Source organism: Mycobacterium sp. UM_CSW (assembly GCF_000455205.1).
Classification (GTDB): domain Bacteria; phylum Actinomycetota; class Actinomycetes; order Mycobacteriales; family Mycobacteriaceae; genus Mycobacterium.
Map to the genome: position 1 here is coordinate 44516 of NZ_AUWQ01000060.1, position 19489 is coordinate 64004.

20 protein-coding genes are annotated in these 19489 nt (G+C 68.5%); 9 read left to right on the forward strand and 11 right to left on the reverse strand.

Features of this window, described 5'->3' with window-relative positions:
• Positions 1–72: 72 nt before the first annotated feature.
• Positions 73–2469 (reverse strand): phosphoenolpyruvate synthase, encoded by a 2397-nt coding sequence (ppsA, locus tag N415_RS20470; protein ID WP_068186062.1) that lies wholly within the window; start codon positions 2467–2469, stop codon positions 73–75.
• A 108-nt stretch (positions 2470–2577) separates the two neighbouring features.
• Between ppsA and N415_RS20475 the strand changes: the two genes are divergently transcribed.
• On the forward strand, positions 2578–3957 hold the full coding sequence (locus N415_RS20475) for a wax ester/triacylglycerol synthase family O-acyltransferase (RefSeq protein WP_068186065.1): 1380 nt from the start codon (positions 2578–2580) through the stop codon (positions 3955–3957).
• Here N415_RS20475 and N415_RS20480 read toward each other — a convergent pair.
• The gene (locus tag N415_RS20480) at positions 3947–4630 is read right to left on the reverse strand and encodes a PAS and ANTAR domain-containing protein (protein WP_068186070.1); all 684 of its coding nucleotides are present in this window, start codon (positions 4628–4630) and stop codon (positions 3947–3949) included. The genes N415_RS20475 and N415_RS20480 overlap by 11 nt on opposite strands.
• Before the next feature lie 74 nt (positions 4631–4704).
• Positions 4705–5154, reverse strand: a complete 450-nt coding sequence (locus N415_RS20485; RefSeq protein WP_068186141.1) for an HSP20 family small heat-shock protein — start codon at positions 5152–5154, stop codon at positions 4705–4707.
• 155 nt (positions 5155–5309) lie between these two features.
• Here N415_RS20485 and N415_RS20490 point away from each other — a divergent pair, with 155 nt between their 5' ends.
• The 5 genes from N415_RS20490 (at position 5310) to N415_RS20510 (ending at position 10891) form a co-directional block, all read left to right on the forward strand.
• Positions 5310–5687: a helix-turn-helix transcriptional regulator gene (locus N415_RS20490; RefSeq protein WP_068186073.1), complete on the forward strand. Its 378-nt coding sequence runs from the start codon at positions 5310–5312 to the stop codon at positions 5685–5687.
• 171 nt (positions 5688–5858) lie between these two features.
• Positions 5859–6575 carry a GAF and ANTAR domain-containing protein gene (locus N415_RS20495; protein ID WP_068186075.1) on the forward strand — a complete coding sequence of 239 codons (717 nt, stop codon included), beginning with the start codon at positions 5859–5861 and terminating at the stop codon, positions 6573–6575.
• 51 nt (positions 6576–6626) lie between these two features.
• Positions 6627–7808 (forward strand): zinc-dependent alcohol dehydrogenase, encoded by a 1182-nt coding sequence (locus N415_RS20500; RefSeq protein WP_068186144.1) that lies wholly within the window; start codon positions 6627–6629, stop codon positions 7806–7808.
• A gap of 69 nt (positions 7809–7877) precedes the next feature.
• Positions 7878–10028, forward strand: coding sequence for a glycogen debranching protein GlgX (gene glgX / locus N415_RS20505; RefSeq protein WP_068186077.1), 2151 nt, complete (start codon positions 7878–7880; stop codon positions 10026–10028).
• 104 nt (positions 10029–10132) lie between these two features.
• Positions 10133–10891 carry an SDR family oxidoreductase gene (locus N415_RS20510; protein WP_081665382.1) on the forward strand — a complete coding sequence of 253 codons (759 nt, stop codon included), beginning with the start codon at positions 10133–10135 and terminating at the stop codon, positions 10889–10891.
• Here the strand turns inward: N415_RS20510 and N415_RS20515 are convergent.
• Positions 10888–11856 carry an aldo/keto reductase gene (locus N415_RS20515; protein ID WP_068186085.1) on the reverse strand — a complete coding sequence of 323 codons (969 nt, stop codon included), beginning with the start codon at positions 11854–11856 and terminating at the stop codon, positions 10888–10890. The genes N415_RS20510 and N415_RS20515 overlap by 4 nt on opposite strands.
• Positions 11857–11878: 22 nt before the next feature.
• On the reverse strand, positions 11879–12817 hold the full coding sequence (locus N415_RS20520) for a sensor domain-containing protein (RefSeq protein WP_068186146.1): 939 nt from the start codon (positions 12815–12817) through the stop codon (positions 11879–11881).
• Between the two features lie 156 nt (positions 12818–12973).
• Here N415_RS20520 and N415_RS30895 point away from each other — a divergent pair, with 156 nt between their 5' ends.
• Positions 12974–13522, forward strand: a complete 549-nt coding sequence (locus N415_RS30895; protein ID WP_068186089.1) for a hypothetical protein — start codon at positions 12974–12976, stop codon at positions 13520–13522.
• Here N415_RS30895 and N415_RS20530 read toward each other — a convergent pair.
• Positions 13467–13829 carry a hypothetical protein gene (locus tag N415_RS20530; protein WP_068186091.1) on the reverse strand — a complete coding sequence of 121 codons (363 nt, stop codon included), beginning with the start codon at positions 13827–13829 and terminating at the stop codon, positions 13467–13469. The two genes, N415_RS30895 and N415_RS20530, sit on opposite strands and share 56 nt — an antisense overlap.
• A gap of 147 nt (positions 13830–13976) precedes the next feature.
• Between N415_RS20530 and N415_RS20535 the strand changes: the two genes are divergently transcribed.
• Positions 13977–14537 carry a hemerythrin domain-containing protein gene (locus tag N415_RS20535; RefSeq protein WP_068186094.1) on the forward strand — a complete coding sequence of 187 codons (561 nt, stop codon included), beginning with the start codon at positions 13977–13979 and terminating at the stop codon, positions 14535–14537.
• A 14-nt stretch (positions 14538–14551) separates the two neighbouring features.
• Positions 14552–15205, forward strand: a complete 654-nt coding sequence (locus tag N415_RS20540; protein ID WP_068186097.1) for a UdgX family uracil-DNA binding protein — start codon at positions 14552–14554, stop codon at positions 15203–15205.
• 14 nt (positions 15206–15219) lie between these two features.
• Here the strand turns inward: N415_RS20540 and N415_RS20545 are convergent, their stop codons facing one another.
• The 5 genes from N415_RS20545 to N415_RS20560 all read right to left on the reverse strand — a co-directional run.
• The gene (locus N415_RS20545; RefSeq protein ID WP_068186100.1) at positions 15220–17013 is read right to left on the reverse strand and encodes a thiamine pyrophosphate-requiring protein; all 1794 of its coding nucleotides are present in this window, start codon (positions 17011–17013) and stop codon (positions 15220–15222) included.
• Complete coding sequence (locus tag N415_RS31975; RefSeq protein ID WP_161630332.1) at positions 17006–17149, reverse strand: hypothetical protein; 144 nt, start codon at positions 17147–17149, stop codon at positions 17006–17008. Before N415_RS31975 ends, N415_RS20545 begins: the two co-directional genes overlap by 8 nt.
• A 74-nt stretch (positions 17150–17223) precedes the next feature.
• Positions 17224–18246 (reverse strand): glycosyltransferase family 9 protein, encoded by a 1023-nt coding sequence (locus tag N415_RS20550; protein ID WP_081665383.1) that lies wholly within the window; start codon positions 18244–18246, stop codon positions 17224–17226.
• Positions 18192–18896, reverse strand: a complete 705-nt coding sequence (locus N415_RS20555) for an SDR family oxidoreductase (protein ID WP_068186103.1) — start codon at positions 18894–18896, stop codon at positions 18192–18194. The genes N415_RS20550 and N415_RS20555 overlap by 55 nt, the downstream gene beginning before the upstream one ends.
• A gap of 11 nt (positions 18897–18907) precedes the next feature.
• On the reverse strand, positions 18908–19489 hold a 582-nt coding region (locus N415_RS20560), incomplete at its 5' end, for an adenylyltransferase/cytidyltransferase family protein (RefSeq protein WP_152531493.1).

A 19489-nucleotide genomic window follows, 5' to 3' on the forward strand; every position in this document is an offset into this window, starting at 1 on the left:
ACGCTCGAGCTCGAGAGTCACGCCAGCGTGACGCCCGGCCGAGGATCGAGACGGGCAGACCTCAGCGAAAAGTCACTGCAGCGGCACCGCTTGGCGCTCCAGCTCGAGAATCTGGCGGGTGGTCTTGACGACCACGTCGGGGTTCAGGCTGATCGAGTCGATGCCGGCGCGGACCAGGAACTCCGCCATGTCCGGGTAGTCGGACGGCGCCTGCCCGCACAGCCCCGAATGAATCCCGTTGCGGCGGCAGCCTTCCACGGCCAGGCGGATCATCTCCTTGACGCCCTCGTCGCGCTCGTCGTAGTCGAAGGCCACGATCTCGCTGTCGCGGTCGACGCCGAGGGTGAGCTGGGTCAGGTCGTTCGAGCCGATGGAGAAGCCGTCGAAGCGTTTGGCGAACTGATCGAGCAGGATCACGTTGTTCGGGATCTCACACATCGCGTACACCTGGAGGCCGTTCTGGCCGCGCTGCAGGCCGAGGTCGGCCATGGTCTGCAGCACCAGGTCCGCCTCGGTCACCCGGCGCACGAACGGGAGCATGATGATGACGTTGGTCAGGCCCATGTCCTCGCGGACGCGTTTCATCGCGCGGCATTCCAGCGCGAAGCCCTCGGCGTAGGCGGGGTGGGCGTAGCGTGAGGCGCCGCGGAACCCGATCATCGGGTTGCTCTCGACCGGCTCGAACGCGCTGCCCCCGATCAGGCTGGCGTATTCGTTCGTCTTGAAGTCCGACATCCGGACCACGACGGGCTTCGGCCAGAAGGCGGCCGCGATGGTGCCGATTCCCTCGGAGAGGCGCTCCACGAAGAATGCGCCGCCGTCGGGGTAGCCGCGGGTGAGCCGTTCAATGGTGCGCAACGCCTCGGCGTCGCCGACCTTTTCGGGGTGCAGCAGGGCCAGCGGATGGACCTTGATGTATTCGCTGACGATGAACTCCATCCGGGCAAGTCCCACACCATCATTCGGTAAGAACGACGTCTTGAACGCGAGGTCGGGGTTGCCGAGGTTGACCATGATCTGGGTCCGCGGCCGCGGCAGGCCGGCCACTTCGGTGCGGTCGACGTGGAAACCCACCTCGCCGCGGTATACCCGCCCGGTATCGCCCTCGACGCAGGACACCGTGACGACCTCGCCGTTCGGGACGCTCGTGGTGGCGTCGCCCGCGCCGACCACGGCCGGGATGCCCAGTTCGCGCGCGATGATCGCGGCGTGGCAGGTGCGCCCGCCGCGGTTGGTCACGATCGCGGCGGCGATCTTCATGACCGGCTCCCAGTCCGGCGTGGTGGTGTCGGCGACGAGAACCTGGCCGGGCTGGAAGTCGGAGAGGTGCTCGAGGTTGTCGATCAGTTTCGCCCTACCCGACGCGACCTTCTCGCCGACGGAGCGGCCCTCGGTGAGTATCTCGCCCCTTCCCTCGAGCACATAGGTCTCCACCGTCGTCGAACTGCGCTGGGACGCCGCCGTTTCGGGGCGGGCCTGGACGATGTAGAGCTGCCCGTCGAGACCGTCCTTGGCCCACTCGATGTCCATCGGCCGCCCGTAGTGCCGCTCGATGGTGCAGGCATAGCCGGCCAGCTCGAGGACGTCGTCGTCGGTGACGCAGAACCGGCCGCGGTCGGCCTTCGGCGTCGGGATGTTGCGGGTGGTCTGCTTGGTCCCGCCCTCGACGAAGACCATCTTCACCGCCTTGTCGCCGATCAGGCGGCGCAGCACGGCGCGGTGGCCGGCCTGATAGGTCGGCTTGTGGACGTAGAACTCGTCGGGGTCGACGGCCCCTTGGACCACGTTCTCGCCCAACCCGTAGGCGCCGGTGACGAAAACGACGTCATTGAAGCCGGATTCGGTGTCGATGGTGAACATCACGCCCGACGAGGCGAGGTCGGAGCGCACCATCTTCATGATGCCGATCGACAGCGAGACCTTGAAATGGTCAAAGCCCTGGTCGATACGGTAGTGGATGGCCCGGTCGGTGAACAGGCTGGCGAAGCAGCGGCGGCACGCATCGAGCAGGCTCTCGGCGCCGGTGATGTTGAGGAAGGTCTCCTGCTGGCCGGCGAAGCTGGCCGTCGGCAGGTCCTCGGCGGTCGCCGAGCTTCGCACCGCCAGGCTGACGTCCTCGCCGTACTCCTGCTGAAGCATGCGGTAGGCGGCCACGATCTCGGCGGCTAGGTCGTCGGGAAGCCCTGCGCCGTAGACGATCTCACGGGCCCGCTTGCCCCGGCGCGCCAACTCGGCGACGTCGTCGGGGTCGAGGTCGTCGAGCTCGGCGTGCAGCGCGTCCCAGGCGCCGGCGCGGTCCAACATGTGTCGGTAGCCGGCCGAGGTGGTGGCGAACCCGTGCGGGACGCGCACGCCCTGCCCGGAGAGCTTCTGGAACATCTCGCCGAGCGAGGCGTTCTTGCCGCCGACCAGCGGCACGTCGTCGATGCCGATCTCTTCGAAGAAGCGAACGTAGTTGAACCTGCTCATGGGCCTCACGATATGGCCGCATTTGGCGCGGCACAGCCGGCATTAGGCCCCGAAAGTTGGGGACTTCTGACTCTGACTCCGGCGGCGCGTAGGGCGGAAAGTAGCCAAATGGAGCAACTGACCGCCCTCGATGCCACCTTCCTCGAAGTCGAAGACTCCGATCCGCACGTGAGCCTGGCGGTCGGGGGCGTGTCGATCATCGAGGGTCCCGTTCCCGACTTCGACGAGTTCGTCGCCGCCTTCGCCAAACGCGTTCCGGACATTCCGCGATGCACGCAGGTGCTGCGGACGCACCCGCTGGATCTCGGCGCACCCGAATGGGTGGACGACCCGCACTTCGACATCGCGCGCCACCTGCACCGGCTCGCGCTCCCGCACCCAGGCGGCGACGCCGAACTGTTCGAGACCATCGCGGCCGTGATGGAGCGCCGGCTCGATCGCGAGCGCCCCTTGTGGGAGTGCTACCTGATCGAGGGGCTGGCCGACGACCGCTGGGCCGTGCTGACCAAGATCCACCACTGCATCGCCGACGGCATCGCGACGACGCAGATGCTGGCGAGGTTCAGCGACGACCGGGACGAACGCGAATCCTTCGCCACCGACATCCGCGCCGCCAGGGAACCGGAGCGGCCGGGGCCGAGCCTGCCCAGGTTCAGCCTCAACCCGCTGAGCTGGGTGAACGGCCTCGGGCGAAGCGCGCTCGCCGCGGCGGCGACCGCCGAACAGGTCGCGGTGGGCGCGGCCGAACTGACGGCCGGCCTGTTCAGCCCCGCGCCGGCATCGTCGCTGAACGGGCCCGTCACGAGCATGCGCCGGTTCAGCGTGGCCCGGGTCCGCCTGGCCGATCTGCAGGAGGTGGCCGCGGCGTTCGGCGTGACCCTCAACGACGTGGCGCTGGCGGCCATCACCGACAGCTACCGCAAGATGCTGATCGATCGCGGCGAACAGCCGGCACGCAACTCGTTGCGCACGCTCGTCCCGGTCTCCGTCCGCCCGACGAACCACTTCGACGTGGCCGACAACCAGGTCTCGGCGATGCTGCCGTTGCTGCCCGTCGACGAGGGCGACCCGGTCGAGCAGCTGCGGCTGGTGCACGGCCGGCTCACCCGGGCCAAAGCCAGCGGCCAGCGCGAGGGCGGCAGCGCGGTGGTGGCGGCCGCCAAGAACGTCCCATTTGTCTTCTCCGCGTGGGCGATTCGCCTATTGGCGCGGCTTCCCCAGCGGGCGGTGGTCGCACTGGCGACGAACGTTCCGGGTCCACGCAAACAGCAGAAGCTGATGGGCCGGCGGGTGCTGGAGATCTTCCCGATCCCGCCGATCGCGCTGCAATTGCGCACCGGCATCGCGATGCTCAGCTACGCCGACGCGTTCATCTTCGGCATCACCGCCGACTACGACACCGCGCCCGACATCGAGGCGCTCGCCGCCGGGATCGAGAAGGGGGTCGCGCAGCTGGTGCAGGCCGCCCGCGACTCGGTCAACGCTTGACGGGTCGGCCGTCTTCGCGGCGGATGCGCTGGTGCGCGGTCAGCAGGAGATGGTCGAATTCCTGCGTGTTGAGCCCCAGGCCGGCGGCAGGGAAGTCTTCGATGATCTGCTCGGCCAGCAGCCGCAGCTTGACGTTCGCCTCCTGGGACAGCCATTTGAGTAGGTTGAACGCGGCGTCGTCGCTGATTCGGTAGACCAGCATCAGCATGCCCTTGGCCTGTTCGATGCCGGCGCGATTCTCCTTGATCTCCGCCAGCCGCGCGGTGACGAGATCCTCCTGGGCGCTTTCGGGGGAAGCGTCGACATAGAACCCGTGCGTCCCGATCACCTCACCTTGGTCGTCGACGAGCTGATCACCGACGACGATGATGTGGCGCACGTGGCCGGCGGTGTCGATGATGCGGTGGCGGGTGCTGAACGCCCCATGCGTGTTCAGGATCTGGTCGATCGTGGCCGCGACCTGCCCGCGGTCGTCGGGGTGCTTGTGCGCGAGTACCAGGTCGGTGGTCGGGGTGACGCTGCCGGGTTCGTAGCCGTGCATCCGCTGCACCTGGTCCGACCACTCCCAGCGCTGGTCGGCGAAGTAGAACCGGAACCAGCCCACGCGCTGCGGGACGCCCCCGGCCAACGCCTTTTCGACGTCGGGCGTCTCCCCGTTCAGATGCCATTCCATGGTGGGCCTCGCCTCCCTGGGCGCCTCCCTGGGCAAAGGGTGGGGCGGCCGTAAGCCGCCCCACCCGCCGGTCGTTAGGCGTCGATCACCTCGCGCTTGTTGGCTTCCTCGTTGATGGCCTTGTGGCCGTTGCCGTGACTGACGGAAATCTTGCGCGGCTTGGCCTTCTCGGCCACCGGGATGCGCAGGCGCAGGACGCCCTCGGAGTAGGACGCGTCGATCCTGTCGGTGTCGAGGTTTTCGCCGAGCACGAGCTGGCGGCTGAACACCCCGCGCGGCCGTTCGGTGGCCAGCATCTCGCGGTTGGGGTCGACGCCCGGGCGCTCGGCGCGCACGGTCACGACATTGCGCTCGATGTCGATGTCGAGCGTGTCGGCGTCGATGCCCGGCAGGTCGAACTCGACGACGAACTGTTCTCCCTCGCGCCACGCGTCCATCGGCATCACCGCCGGCCGGGCGGCCGTGCCGAGCACTTGTTGGGCGAATCGGTCGAGGTCACGGAAGGGGTCGGTACGCATCAGCATGGCGGTCACCTTTCACTCCAATCTGCGGCTCTGAAGTGGTCAATTCCCGTGTGTCTTTCTGTGTCAGAAGACATAGATTTCATATATCACTATCGACAGAAGACCGCAAGTGTGATAAAGAGGTTTTCTGAGTAAGTTCATCGAGGGGACGGCCGATGACCGAGAGCATTGGGGAGGCGGGCGCGCCGGCGTCGGACCGCGGCGTGTACGGGATCTCCGTGGCCGCCGAACTTTCCGGCATCCCGGTGCAGTCGCTGCGCCTCTACGAACGGCACGGGCTGTTGAGTCCCGCTCGCAGCGACGGGGGAACGCGGCGGTACAGCGCGAACGACCTGGCCCGGCTGCAGCGCATCAGCGCCCTGCTCGACGCCGGGGTCAACCTCGCCGGCATCGCCCGCATCCTGAGCCTGGAAGACCACAACGCCGAGCTCTCGGCGGTCAACACCGATCTGCGCTCCACCAATCGCACCTTGCGGAACGCGGCCAAGGGCACTGGTCCGAAGAAAAACGGGGCCCGGCGCGAAAGTCGTTGACCGCCAACGTTGTTACCTGGCCGCTCGACGACGGGCGCACGGGCGCCGTCCGGGCCGTCCCCTTTGAGCTGTTTGCACTTCGTTGTTTGGCCCGTAGGCTTCGTTTTATGCGTCCAATTGTTGGATGCGCGACCGCCGCCGGCCGGCCGGAAACCCTCAAGGGGTGATGCCATGCGGACCGACAAGAACTCGGTTGTCGGCGAGTTGACCCAACTGATGGCCAACCTGGACCCCCAGGGTACGGAGACGGCGGCCGGCCTGCGCGAACTCGTCGAGAATGGCGTTCGGCACATGCCGGGCTGCCAGTACGCCGGGATCACCCTTGCCGAGCGGGGCAACACGGTCACCAGCGTGGTCTCCACCCACCGCTATGCGGCGGTCCTGGACACGATCCAGGACCGGCGGCAGGAAGGCCCGTGCCTGGCCGCCGCCTGGCGGCACCACATGATGTATGTCGACGACCTGAACGTCGACCAGCGCTGGCCGCACTATCAGCGTGACGCGCTCGAGGCGACTCCGATCCGCTCGATCGTCTCCTACGAGTTGTTCGACGACGAAAAGAGCATGGCCGCGCTCAACTTCTACGCCGACCACCCGCACGCGTTCAGCGACGAATCACTAGAAATCGGCGGCATTTTCGCCACGCATGTGGCGCTGGCGTGGTCGATAATGCGCCGGCAGGACCAGTTCCGCAGCGCGCTGGCGTCGCGGGACACCATCGGTCAGGCCAAGGGCGTCATCATGGAGCGCTTCAACCTCGACGCCGTCGAGGCGTTCGAACTCCTCACCCGACTGTCCCAGCAGTCCAACACCAAGCTGATCGACATCGCCAAGGCGCTGATCGACAGCGAACACCCGCTCAAGCCACGGCATCGCGGACCCCGTTAGTAGTCGCGCGCTGGCGTTTCGGGCCGCCCGACGCGGGTATGTGCCATGCACATGAAAGCCGTCACCTGGCAGGGCAAGCGCGACGTCCGCGTGGAATCGGTGCCCGATCCCAAGATCGAGCAGCCGACCGACGCCATCATCGAAGTCACCTCCACCAATATCTGCGGTTCGGACCTGCATCTCTACGAAATTCTCGGGGCCTTCATGAGCCCGGGGGACGTCCTGGGGCACGAGCCGATGGGCATCGTCCGCGAGGTCGGCGGCCAGACGGGCGATCTGCGTATCGGCGACCGGGTCGTCGTCCCGTTCCAGATCTCCTGCGGCCGTTGTCACATGTGCGACATGCAGCTCTACACCCAGTGCGAGACCACCCAGGTGCGCGACCAGGGGATGGGCGCGGCGCTGTTCGGCTACTCGGAGCTCTACGGCGAAGTCCCCGGCGGCCAAGCCGAACTGCTGCGCGTGCCGCAAGCCCAGTTCACCCACATCAAAGTCCCTGAGGGACCGCCGGATTCGCGTTTCGTGTACCTGTCCGACGTGTTGCCGACCGCCTGGCAGGCGGTGGCCTACGCCGACATCCCGGACGGGGGCTCGGTGGCCGTGCTCGGCCTGGGCCCCATCGGCGACATGGCCGCGCGCATCGCCGACCATCTCGGGTACCGGGTCATCGCCGTCGACCTGGTGCCCGAACGCCTGGCCCGCGCCGCCGGGCGCGGCATCCATACGATCGATCTGAGCCGGCTCGACGCGCCCCTCGGCGACGCGATCCGCGACCTGACCGACGGCCGCGGCACCGACTCCGTCATCGACGCCGTGGGCATGGAGTCGCACGGGTCCCCGGCGGCCAAGTTTGCCCAGCAGGCCACCGGCATGTTGCCGGACTTCATCGGCAAACGGCTCATGCAGACCGCCGGCGTGGACCGGCTCACCGCCCTGTACTCCGCCATCGACATCGTGCGGCGCGGGGGAACCATCTCGCTGATCGGCGTCTACGGGGGAATGGCGGACCCACTGCCGATGCTCACCCTCTTCGACAAGCAGGTGACCTTGCGCATGGGCCAGGCCAACGTGAAGAGGTGGGTCGACGACATCATGCCCCTGCTGACCGACGACGATCCCCTGGGCGTGGACACGTTCGCCACCCACGTGCTGCCCCTCGACCAGGCGCCGCACGGGTACGAGATCTTCCAGAAGAAGCGGGACGGGGCGGTAAAGGTAATGTTAAAACCTTGAAAACCGCTCTGCTGCAAGCCTTTCCGGACCATCGTTTGGAGTAGGCCCGGGTAGGGTATTGAAAGCCGCATGACATCCGCAGAAAACCTCGCGCCCACTCCGACCGGTGAGGTGTGGCCGGGTCGGGCCTATCCGCTGGGCGCGACGTACGACGGCGCGGGCACCAACTTCGCGGTGTTCAGCGAGGTGGCCGAGCGGGTGGAACTGTGCCTGTTCGACGCCGACGGGACGGAGAGCCGGGTCGCGCTGCCGGAGGTCGACGGGTTCGTCTGGCACGCCTACATCCCCGGCATCGAACCCGGCCAGCGTTACGGCTACCGGGTGCACGGCCCGTACGAGCCGGAGAACGGCCTGCGGTGCAACGCGAACAAGCTGCTGGTGGACCCGTACTCGAAGGCCATCGACGGCACCTTCGAGTGGAACCAGTCACTGTTCAGCTACAACTTCGGCGACCCCGACAGCCGCAACGACGAGGACTCCGCGCCCAGCATGCCCAAGTCGGTGGTGATCAGCCCCTACTTCGACTGGGGCAACGACCGGCCGCCGGACCACCAGTACGCCGACACCGTCATCTACGAGGCGCACGTCAAGGGCCTGACCCAGACCCATCCCGACATCCCCGAACAGCTGCGCGGCACCTACTCGGCCGTGGCGCACCCGGTGATCATCGAGCACCTCAAGAGCCTCGGCGTCACCGCCATCGAGCTGATGCCGGTGCATCACTTCGCCAACGACTCGACGCTGGTGGACAAGGGCCTGTCAAATTACTGGGGCTACAACACGATCGGGTTCTTCGCTCCCGACTTCAAGTACTCCAGCGCGACCTCCCCGGGCGGACAGGTGCAGGAATTCAAGGCGATGGTGCGGGCCCTGCACGAGGCCGGCATCGAGGTCATCCTCGACGTCGTCTACAACCACACGGCCGAGGGCAACCACCTGGGCCCCACGTTGTCGATGCGGGGCATCGACAACGCCGCCTACTACCGGCTGGTCGACGACGACAAGCGTTACTACATGGACTACACAGGCACGGGCAACAGCCTCAACGTCGGGCATCCGCACGCGCTGCAGCTGATCATGGACTCGCTGCGCTACTGGGTGCTCGAGATGCACGTCGACGGCTTCCGCTTCGACCTGGCCGCCACGCTGGCCCGCGAGTTCTACGATGTCGACCGGCTGGCGACGTTTTTCGAACTGGTGCAACAGGATCCGACGATCAGCCAGGTCAAGCTCATCGCCGAACCGTGGGACGTCGGCCCGGGCGGCTACCAGGTGGGCAACTTCCCGCCGCAGTGGACCGAATGGAACGGCAAGTACCGCGACACCGTCCGGGACTTCTGGCGCGGCGAGCCCGCCACTCTCGATGAGTTCGCCTACCGCCTGTCCGGGTCGGCCGACCTCTACGAGCACACCGCGCGCCGGCCGGTGGCGTCGATCAACTTCGTCGTTGCGCACGACGGGTTCACGCTGCGCGACCTGGTGTCCTACAACGAGAAACACAACGAGGCCAACGGCGAGGACAACAACGACGGGGAGAGCCACAACCGGTCGTGGAACTCTGGGGTAGAGGGGCCGACCGACGACCCGGAGGTCAACGCGCTGCGGGCCCGCCAGCAGCGCAACTTCCTCACCACGCTGCTGCTCTCCCAGGGTGTGCCGATGATCTGCCACGGCGACGAACTCGGCCGCACCCAGAACGGCAACAACAACGGCTACTGCCAGGACAACGAGCTCACCTGGATCAACTGGGCAAAAGCCGATAACGGCCTGCTGGAGTTCACCCGCGTCGTGTCGGCCCTGCGCGCCAACCACCCGGTGTTCCGCCGGCGCCGGTTCTTCTCCGGCAAGCCGCTGGGCCGCCGCGGCCAGGACGGGCTGCCGGACATCGCCTGGTTCACGCCCGAGGGCACCGAGATGACCGACGAGGACTGGGGCGCGGGATTCGCCAAGTCCGTCGCGGTGTTCCTCAACGGCCACGGCATTCCCGACCGGGACGCGCGGGGGCAGCGGGTGTTCGACGACTCGTTCCTGTTGTGCTTCAATGCCCACCACGAGCCGATCGAATTCACGCTTCCGCCAAAGGAATTCGGCGCGGCGTGGCAGCTCGTGGTGTTCACCGGGCCCGAGGAGGAGACGCCCGCCGAGGAGGTGCCCGGGGGAGGCACCCTCACGGTGGACGCGCACACCGCCGTCGTGCTGCAGGCCCCCGACGGGGCATGACCGGGTTGACATAAACCGCCCGAACGTCACCTAGCCGCTCCCCGATCGATACGCTGTTGCCTGCAGCGTGCTCGTTACAGGAGAGGGCGAATATGTCAAGGACAGTGGTGGTTGGCGCCTCGAGCGGACTCGGGCGCTGCATCGGCGTCGGCCTGGCGCAGCGCGGCGATCAGGTGGCGCTGCTCGCCCGGCGCCGCGAGCGCATCGAGGCCGCGGCGAACGAGGCCGGGCCGGGCGCGATCGCCATCGAATGCGATGTCACCGACGAGGCGTCCTGCCGGTCGGCGATCGGCGCGGCCGCGGACGCGCTCGGCGGGATCGACAACCTCGTGTACACCCCCGCCATCGGCCCGCTGGTCCGCATGGTCGACACCGATGCCGAGACGTGGCGGCGCGTCTTCGACACCAACGTGATCGGCGCCGCGCTGGTCACGGCCGCGGCGGTGCCGCACCTGACCGAGTCGGCGGGCAAGGTGGTGTACCTGGCCTCCGACGCGGGCACCTACGGCCCGCCCTGGCCGGGTCTGGGGGCGTACGGCGTCAGCAAGGCGGCCCTCGAGCGGCTCGTCGAGGCGTGGCGCGCCGAACACCCCGACATCGGCTTCACCAACCTGATCGTGGGGGAGTGCGGGGGCGGCGAGGGCGACGCGGCGACGGGCATGACCACCGGCTGGGACATGGACCTCGCCATGAAGGCCGCCCCGCTGTGGGCCTCCCGCGGCTGCATGCCCGGCAAGCTGATGCCGGTCGAGGACCTCATCGACGTGGTGCACACGATCCTGCGCACCAACGCGACGACGTCGATGCCGCTGGTGGTGGCGCGCGGCGCCCCGGCCAGCCCCCCGGCGTTCGCGGAGACCTAAACGCTTAACTTCTCGCGGGCCTTGTCGAGCAGGAAGCGCCCGTTCGACACCGGGCGGAACGCGCGCGCCGCGTCGGTGAGGGCGTCGCGGGAATCCGGCGGCAGCTCGATGTCGGCGGCGGCGACGTTGAACTCGAGCTGCTCGAGGCTGGAGGCGCCGGGGATGGCGACCACGCCCGGGAGGCTGATCAGCCAGGCCAGGGCGACCTGCGCCGGCTTGGCGCCGACCTGCGCCGCGACGTCGCGCAACGTCTGCAGCAGCGGCTCGATGCGGCGCAGGTTCTCGGTGCCGAAGTACCGGTTCACCGCTCGAATGCCGCCGGGACGATTGTCCACGCCGTATTTGCCGCCCAGCAGGCCCTGCTCGAGCGGGCTCCAGGCGATAACGATGCGGCCTTCGCGCTCCGCGAAGGGGACCAGATCCTCCAGCGCGCCGGAGTGGGCGAGCGAGAAGTGCACCTGGTTGCTGATCACCGGGCGCCCGAGCGCGGCGTCGGCCTTTCGCCACCGCTCCAGTGAGTAGTTGGAGACGCCGGCCGCGCCGATCTTGCCCTCGTCGAGCAGGTCGCGCATGCCGGGCATGATCACCGAGTCGGGGACCACCGGGTTGGGCTGGTGGATCTGGTAGAGCGGGATGCGGTCGAGGCCCAGCCGCCGCGCGCTCGCCTGCTCGCGCTGCTTGATGACGACGGGGAAGGGGGCGACGGGCATGATCTTGCTGGCCACCGCGACCTCGGCGCGCTCGTCGCCGAGCGCCTCGCCCAGGATCCGCTCGCTCTTGCCCAGCCCGTACACCTCGGCGGTGTCGAACAGCGTCACGCCCAGGGCGCGGGCGCGCTGCACGATGTCGCGGGCGGCGCCGGAGGCGTAGCCCTCCCCATAGCCCCACTCGCGCGACCCGAACTGCCATGTGCCCAGGCCGATTCGGCTGACCCGTCCGACCCCGTCGACGTCGAGATACTTCATGCGGCCCACCCTAGGCGATCCCCTAGCCCGGGATCTTGTTCAGCGCGGCGGTGGCGATGCTCACGGCCGATTGCCGTGGCTTGGCACCGTCGGTGGTGCCGCTGTACGACACGTACAGGTCGACCACGACGTTGGCCTTGGCCGCGACGGCGCGGGCGGAGCGCACCTGCAGGCCCTTGGGCGTCAGGTCCAATGCGGTGATGCCGTTGCCGGCGTCGGTGGGCTCGCCCAGGGCGAACGGAATGGCCCCCGCCTCGGGGATCGTCACGCTCACCGTCGTGCCCCCGCACCGGCGCCACCCGTCCAACAGCTTCGCCAGCTGCGATTGCGCCGCCGGCGCGTCGCGAAACGCGGCTACGGCCTCGATGACCTGGACCGATTTGAGCAGGCTGCGGGTGTCGGAGAATTCCGCCGCGCGGTAGCCGAAGATGGCGTCGACGTTGTAGGCGTCCGGGGTCCCGGGGGCGATGCTTCCCCAGCACTCCGCACGGTCGATGGTTCCCTCCCGGTCGGACCTGCTGGGATGGTCCCACGTCTGGCCCGTCTCGAGGTTCTGGTCGTCGGTGATGGTCTTCAGGTCCCCGAGGCTGGGCAGGACCGTGCCGATGGCGTCCGGCGCGACGGTCGGGCCCGCGGGCGCCGCGGCGGTGGTGGCCGGTGTCGCCGGGCGGTTCGGGGTGGACGGCAGCGCGGCCAGCGTGGCCCAGCCGACCAGGGCGAGGACCACGAGGCCGATGATCGCGTAGGACAGCGCCAGCGCGGCCAGCGCGCGGTTTCGGCCGAGCTCGCCCGTGCGGCGGATCTGGGCCAGCGCCAGGTGTCCCAGCACGGCGCCGACGGGCGGGGATGCGAAGGCGAACACCAGCGACCGGGTGGCCATCGCGTTGACCGGCGGGCGGTACGGCTCTGGGGGTGGCGGTGGCAAGACCGGCGGTTGCACCGGCGGGGCGGCGGGGGGCATGCGACCCAGCGGGTCGTAACTCAGCGGACCGTATCCGTAGGGATCCTGAGGATTCACGCCAGTGGCCTCCTTAGCCCGGCATCCTGACCCGAATGTAGCCGAGCGGCGGCGCGCCGTCGAAGTTGCAGTTCTTATGAGTCGACGTTTGAGAAACCCGTGCCCGGGTACGTGCGCACCGTGGGTTTTCTCGTCGAGTCGTGGCCAGAAAGCTGGCACCGCAGCCGGGTATTTCGAGTCCTCAGCCTCGGCGGGTACGTCGCCTTCAACCTGGCCCGCTTGGGGGCGATCCTGCTCGTCGGCGTCGCCGCAACGCACGCCTACGCGCTGGCCACCCAGGCCACCCGAGACACATTGCCCTGGTATTTCGTCGTATACGCGGTGGCGGTGATCGCCGGTTGCCTGCTGGTCGGCCTCGCCTTGTGGGTCGGCCGCAATCCCCATGTGGCACAAGCGGGTTGGTGCTTCGGCAGCCTGCTTTCGGTCGTCGTGATCGGCGTCGATGTTCTCACCCTGGTGGTCTATCTGCCCGCCCTCACGGAAATGACCGGACGGTGGGATTTCGCGCCGGCATCGTTCGCGTTCGCGGGTGCCTTCCTGGCATTGCATGGGTCGGCGCGGGGCGCAATCGGATTGTCCGCTAAGGACTTTCTTAGTGAAGGATCCGGGGAGGGAGGCGCTTCGCCGTCACGGGCGGGGTTTCCGTGAAGTTCGGTTGCGCGAGCCGGAATCGATCAATCAGATGTGACAGCGCGCGCAGCTCATTGCGCAACGCGTCAAGCGTGCGCTCACCCGCATCGTCGAGCCTGCCCAGCGAGCTGTAGTGCACCAGCCGTCGCAGGCGGCCGGTCAGCACCGTCCCCCACCTGATGCTGAAGTCGTAGCGCTGCCCTTCGCCGATCGGCGCTTCGTCGTCCTGCTTCGCGAGGTCCTTAAGCGCCCTGATTTGCGCGGTAATCAATGCGACGTCGTTGCCGATGTCGACCGCTCTTGCGGGATTTCGCGTTGCGCCCATCGGTTTCTCCCCTGCGTCACGGCCTGGACAAGAAGTACCCGGACGTGAGCGATTCACACGCCGTTTGTTGCCCGCGCGCCTCGGGTAGCCGCTAGGGAGTGCGCAACAGCCCGCGCGCTGAAAAGTAAGCAGATTGGGAGGGACGTTATGGCAGACCACGCCATCAAGTCGCGCTCCGACGTGGTCGACTTTTTGGTCGGCCAGCACGAGCAAATCAAGTCGATGTTCGCCGAAACGTTGTCGGCCTCGGGGAAAGATCGGGAGAAGGCCTTCGTCGGGCTGCGGCGACTGCTCGCGGTGCACGAGACTGCCGAGGAGGAGATCGTTCACCCGCGCGCCAAGCGGAAGATCGCCGACGGCGCCGCGGTGGTTGGCAAGCGCCTGGAGGAGGAGCACGAGGCCAAGACGGTCCTGCAGAAGCTCGAGAAGCTCGACGTCGACAGCGCGGAATTCACCCGCCACCTGACGGAACTCCGTGACGCCGTGATCGACCACGCGGAGCACGAGGAGAAAGACGAGTTCGCCAAGCTGAGCGAGGAATTGAGTGAGGACGAGTTGGCCCGGATGGGCCGAGCCGCCAAGCTCGCCGAGGCGATCGCGCCCACCCGGCCGCACGCCGGCGTCGAGTCCCAGGCGGCAAACCTGACTGCGGGCCTCTTCGCGGCGATGATGGACCGGGCCCGTGACGCCATCATGGGCAAGGGCTGATCATGGCCTGAATCATGGCCGCCCCCAAGACCAGCGCCGCGCGCTACCTGCCGCAGGACCGCGGCCTGGATTCGCTGAAAACCGCGGCCGAGCGCTGCCACGGCTGCCCGTTGTTCGCCGACGCCACCCAGACGGTGTTCGGCCACGGGCACCGTGGCGCGCCCCTGATGCTGGTCGGAGAGCAGCCGGGGGACCAGGAGGACCGCGCCGGCCTGCCGTTCGTCGGGCCCGCGGGGCGGTTGCTCGCCCGCGCGCTTGACGACGCCGGGATCGATCCGACGCTGACGTACCAGACGAACGCCGTCAAGCACTTCAAGTTCACCCGCAAGGGCGGCAAGCGCCGCATCCACCAGAAACCGAGCCGCACCGAGGTGGTCGCGTGCCGCCCGTGGCTCGTCGCCGAGATCGAGGCGGTCGCCCCGCGGGTGATCGTCTGCCTCGGTGCGACGGCCGCGCAATCGCTTCTGGGAGCGAGCTTTCGGGTGTCCGCCCAACGCGGCGAGGTCATCCACCTGCCTGCCGCGGTCGATGTTGACCTGACGCCCGAGCCGATCGTGATCGCGACCGTGCACCCGTCGTCGGTGTTGCGCGATCGCAGCGACTCCCACGACGAGGCCTACCAGCTATTCGTCGACGACCTGCGCAGCGCGCGCTCGGGGCTGGGCTAGGGCTGGCCCGTCCCTCAATTCTTCTTGTGCGGCAGGAACTCCTGTGCCTTCGTTTTCAGGCCCACCTTGACGAAGCCGACGCGGTCTTCGTCACCGGACAGCACCGCGGCGGTGGCCGCCTTGAACTGGTCCCAGGTGGCGTGCGGCGGGATCGGTGGCATGTCGGGGTCGGTGTAGACGTCCAACACGGTGGGACGGTCCGCGGACAACGCGTTGCGCCAGGCGTCCGCCAGCTCGTCGCCGTCCTTGATGGCCATCGCGTTAAGACCCAGGCTGGCGGCGAACCCGGCGAAGTCGATGTCCGGAAGGTTCTGCGATTCCGCGAATTTCGGCGCACCGGCCATCGCCCGCATCTCCCAGGTGACCTGGTTCAGGTCGTTGTTGTGCAGGATCGCGACGACGAGGCGCGGGTCGTCCCACTCCTGCCAGTACCGCTTGATCGTGATGAGTTCGGCCATGCCGTTCATCTGCATGGCGCCGTCGCCGCTGAACACGATGACCGGCCGCCCTGGGTGCGCGAATTTCGCGCCGATGCCGTACGGCACGCCGGGGCCCATGGTCGCCAGCGTGCCCGACAGCGAGCCGCGAATGTTGCCGCGGAATCTCAGGTTTCGCGCGTACCAGTTGGCGGCCGAACCGGAGTCGGCCGTGACGATGGCGTCGTCGGGAAGTTGCGGGGACAGCTCGGAGAACAACCGCATCGGGTTGATTGGGTCGGCGCTGACCTTCGCCTCCATGTCCATGGTCTCCCACCAGCGCGACACGTTGGCCTCGACGGTTTCGCGCCAGCTGCGGTCCTCCTTGCGGCGCAGGTGCGGAATCAGGGCCCGCAGCGCGGCCTTCGCGTCCGAGACCAGGTTGACCTCGTAGGGGTAGCGCATGCCGATGAACCGGCCGTCGATGTCGATCTGCACGGCGCGGCACTGCCCGAACTCGGGCAGGAACTGCGTGTACGGGAAGCTGGACCCTACAGTCAGCAGCGTGTCGCAGTCGCGCATCAGCTCGTAGCTCGGCCGGGTGCCCAGCAACCCGATCGAGCCGGTGACCCAAGGCAATTCGTCGCTCAGCACGTCCTTGCCCAGCAGCGCCTTGGCCGCCCCGGCACCGAGCAGATCGGCGACCTCGGTCAGCTCCTCGCGCGCGCCGCGGGCTCCGGAGCCCACCAGCATGGCGACCTTTTTGCCCGCGTTGAGCAGCTCGGCCGCCCGCTTGACCGCGGCGTCGTCGGGAGCGACCGCGGGCCACTCGATGCCCAGGCTCGACGGCACCATCTTGAAGGCGTGCGTGGGCGGCGAATAGGGCAGCTCTTGCACGTCGGCCGGGATGATCAGCGCCGTGGGCGCTCGAACCGCCATGGCCACCCGGATCGCGCGGTCCAGCACGTTGGGCAATTGCTCTGGGACGGTGACCATTTGGACGTAGTCGCTGGCGACGTCCTTGAATAGGCTGAGCAGGTCGACCTCCTGCTGATAGGACCCGCCCATGGCGCTGCGGTTGGTCTGACCGACGATGGCGACCACCGGAACGTGGTCGAGCTTGGCGTCGTAGAGCCCGTTGAGCAGATGAATCGCGCCGGGGCCCGAGGTGGCCATGCATATCCCGACGCGGTCGGTGAACTTGGCGTACCCCACCGCCTCGAAGGCGCTCATCTCCTCGTGCCGCGACTGGATGAACATGGGCCGGTTGTCGGCGCGCCCGAACGCGGCCAGGATCCCGTTGATGCCGTCGCCGGGATAGCCGAACACGTGCTCGACACCCCACGTCCGCAGCCGCTCCAGTAAATAGTCCGAGACCTCTTGCTTAGACATTCAATGCCCTCCTCGACAGACGTTGGGTGTCGTTGGGCGCGCGAACCTGTGCCCGCGTCGGCTTGGTCGCCGCGCCGAACGAGACCGGATCGCCATGGTTCGACTTTCCGGGCGGCTTTCCGAGCAGCGCTTTCACGCGTGCTCCGGCGCACAAATCAGCGCATACCCGAATCGGCGACCCTTATTCCTGGGTGCTCGCTGGGAGTTTGTTCATGCCCTCTCCCTTAAGATTTGGCGGGCCGCCGCCAGCACCCTGTCCACCGTGATCGTGAGCAGCCCTTCGTGCGGTGTGTCGGCGTGCGGATCGCCGACGCCGCCCGCCCACAGCGCGAGATGGGGGGCCGGACCGCGGGGCCCCCACCGGCCGGGGGCGGTCGGACCGAACAGCACCACCGACGCCGTGCCGGTCGCGGCGGCCAGATGCGCGACGCCGGTGTCGCCGCAGATCACCATGCGGCTGTCGCACATCAACGCGGTCAACGCGGTCAGGTCCAGCAGCCCGGCCACCACCGAGGTGCGCGGCAGGCGAGCCGCCCGGGCGACCTCGTGGGCGAGGTCGAATTCGCTCGCCGATCCGGTGACCACGATTTCGCATCCCTCGTCGCGCAGCGCGGCCGCGACGGCGGCGAACCGCTCCGGTGGCCACTGCCGCGCCGGCGCGGAGGCCCCCGGATGGATCACCACCGCGCCGATCCGGTCGGGATCCACCGGGGGCCGGGACAGGGTCACATCGCCCGTCTCGCAATGGATTCCGGCCCACTCCAGCAGCGCGCACCAGCGATGCACCTCGTGGACGTCGGCGCGCCACGGCGGTCCGCCCAGGGCGGGGTGGCGTAGATGGCCGTGCGTGAGCACGTTCCGCGGCCGCCAGGTGAGCAGGTGATCGATGCTTTGCGGGCCGCAGCCGTGCAGGTTGATCGCCAGCTCGGGCGGCCGCGCCAGCGGGTGCAGGTCGCCCAGACAGGCGGTGGGCAACAGGTCGTCGACCGCGCCGGTGAGCAGCGCGAGCTCGCGGTAGCGGGTGGGTGCGGCGAGCATCACCCGGGCGTCGGGGTAGTGCCGGCGCAGCCCCCGCAGCGCGGGCACGGCCGTCAGTAGATCGCCGAGGCCGAGGGCGCGCAGCACCACGATGGTGTCGCAATCGACGGCGGTCTGGGTTTGCGGGCCCGAGGTGCGGCCTAGGGCCACGACGACTCCGTGGAGGCGCAGACCACCATCTCGCGCACCTCGCATCCGGCGGGCTGGGAGAGGGCGAAAAGCACCGTCTCCGCGACGTCTTCGGGCCGGTTGAGCTTGGCGTCGGCGGGCGGCTTGTACTGGTCGGGCCGCCCGTCGAAGAACGGAGTGTGCATGCCGCCGGGGACGAGCAGCGTCACACCGACCTCGCCGGCGAGTTCGGCCGCGAGAGCGCGGGTGAAGCCGACGACCCCGAACTTGGACGCGCAGTAGGCGGTGGCGTCGCCGACCGCCTTGATGCCCAGCGTGGAGGCGCAGGTGACAATGCGCCCGCCGGTGGCCTTCAGATACGGCAGCGCCGCGCGGATGACGGCGGCGGTGCCGATCAGGTTGACGGCGACGACCTGCTCCCATTCCTTGGCCGGCACCTGTTCGAGCGTGCCGCAGCAGTCGATGCCCGCGGCGGTGAAGACGCCGGTGATCCGGCCGCCCACCCGTTCGGCCAGCGACTCCACGGCGGCCGCGACGGCACTGGTGTCGGCGAGATCGCAGGCCGCGTAGGGCACATCCGAGATTCCTGCGGCCGGCGGGTTCTTGTCCAGGATCAGCGGCACGCCGCCGCGCCGGGCCACCGCCGCCACGGTGGCGGCGCCGAGGCCGGAGGATCCGCCGGAGATCAGTACGCCTTCGAGCGATTGTGCCGTCATGTCAGTGCCTTTCAGTGCCTATTGGTGAGCGTCGCCGCGGCGATCAAACGGGAGGAGGAGTAGCCGGCCACGGTGGGCAGGATGGTCACGGTGCCGCCGTGGCGTTGCACCGTTTCGGCTTCGGGAAGCTCGGCGGCCACATAGTCGCCGCCCTTCACCCAGATGCCGGGACGCAGGGTGTCCAGCAGTCGCTCGGGGGTCGGCCCGTCGAAGATCGCGACGGCGTCGACGCACGCCAGCGCGGCCAGGACGCGCGCCCGGTCGACGTCGCGCATCACCGGCCGCCCGGCACCCTTGAGCGAGCGCACCGACGCGTCGGAATTGACCAGCACGATCAGCGCGTCGCCGAGCTCACGGGCCTGCCGAAGCAGCCTGACGTGCCCGGTGTGCAACAGGTCGAAGCACCCGCCGGTGGCCACCACGGTCCGCCCGTCGCGGCGCAGCCGTTCGGCCAGGGCGATCGCGTCAACCGCGGCGGTGTCCTCGAGTTGCGCTGCGGCGCTGAACATGTCGGCGCCGGTGCGGGAAACCGGGGTCGAGACCGCGGCAGCGCCGCCGGCGGCGACGAAGCGGGCGGCGTCGGCGACCGCGGC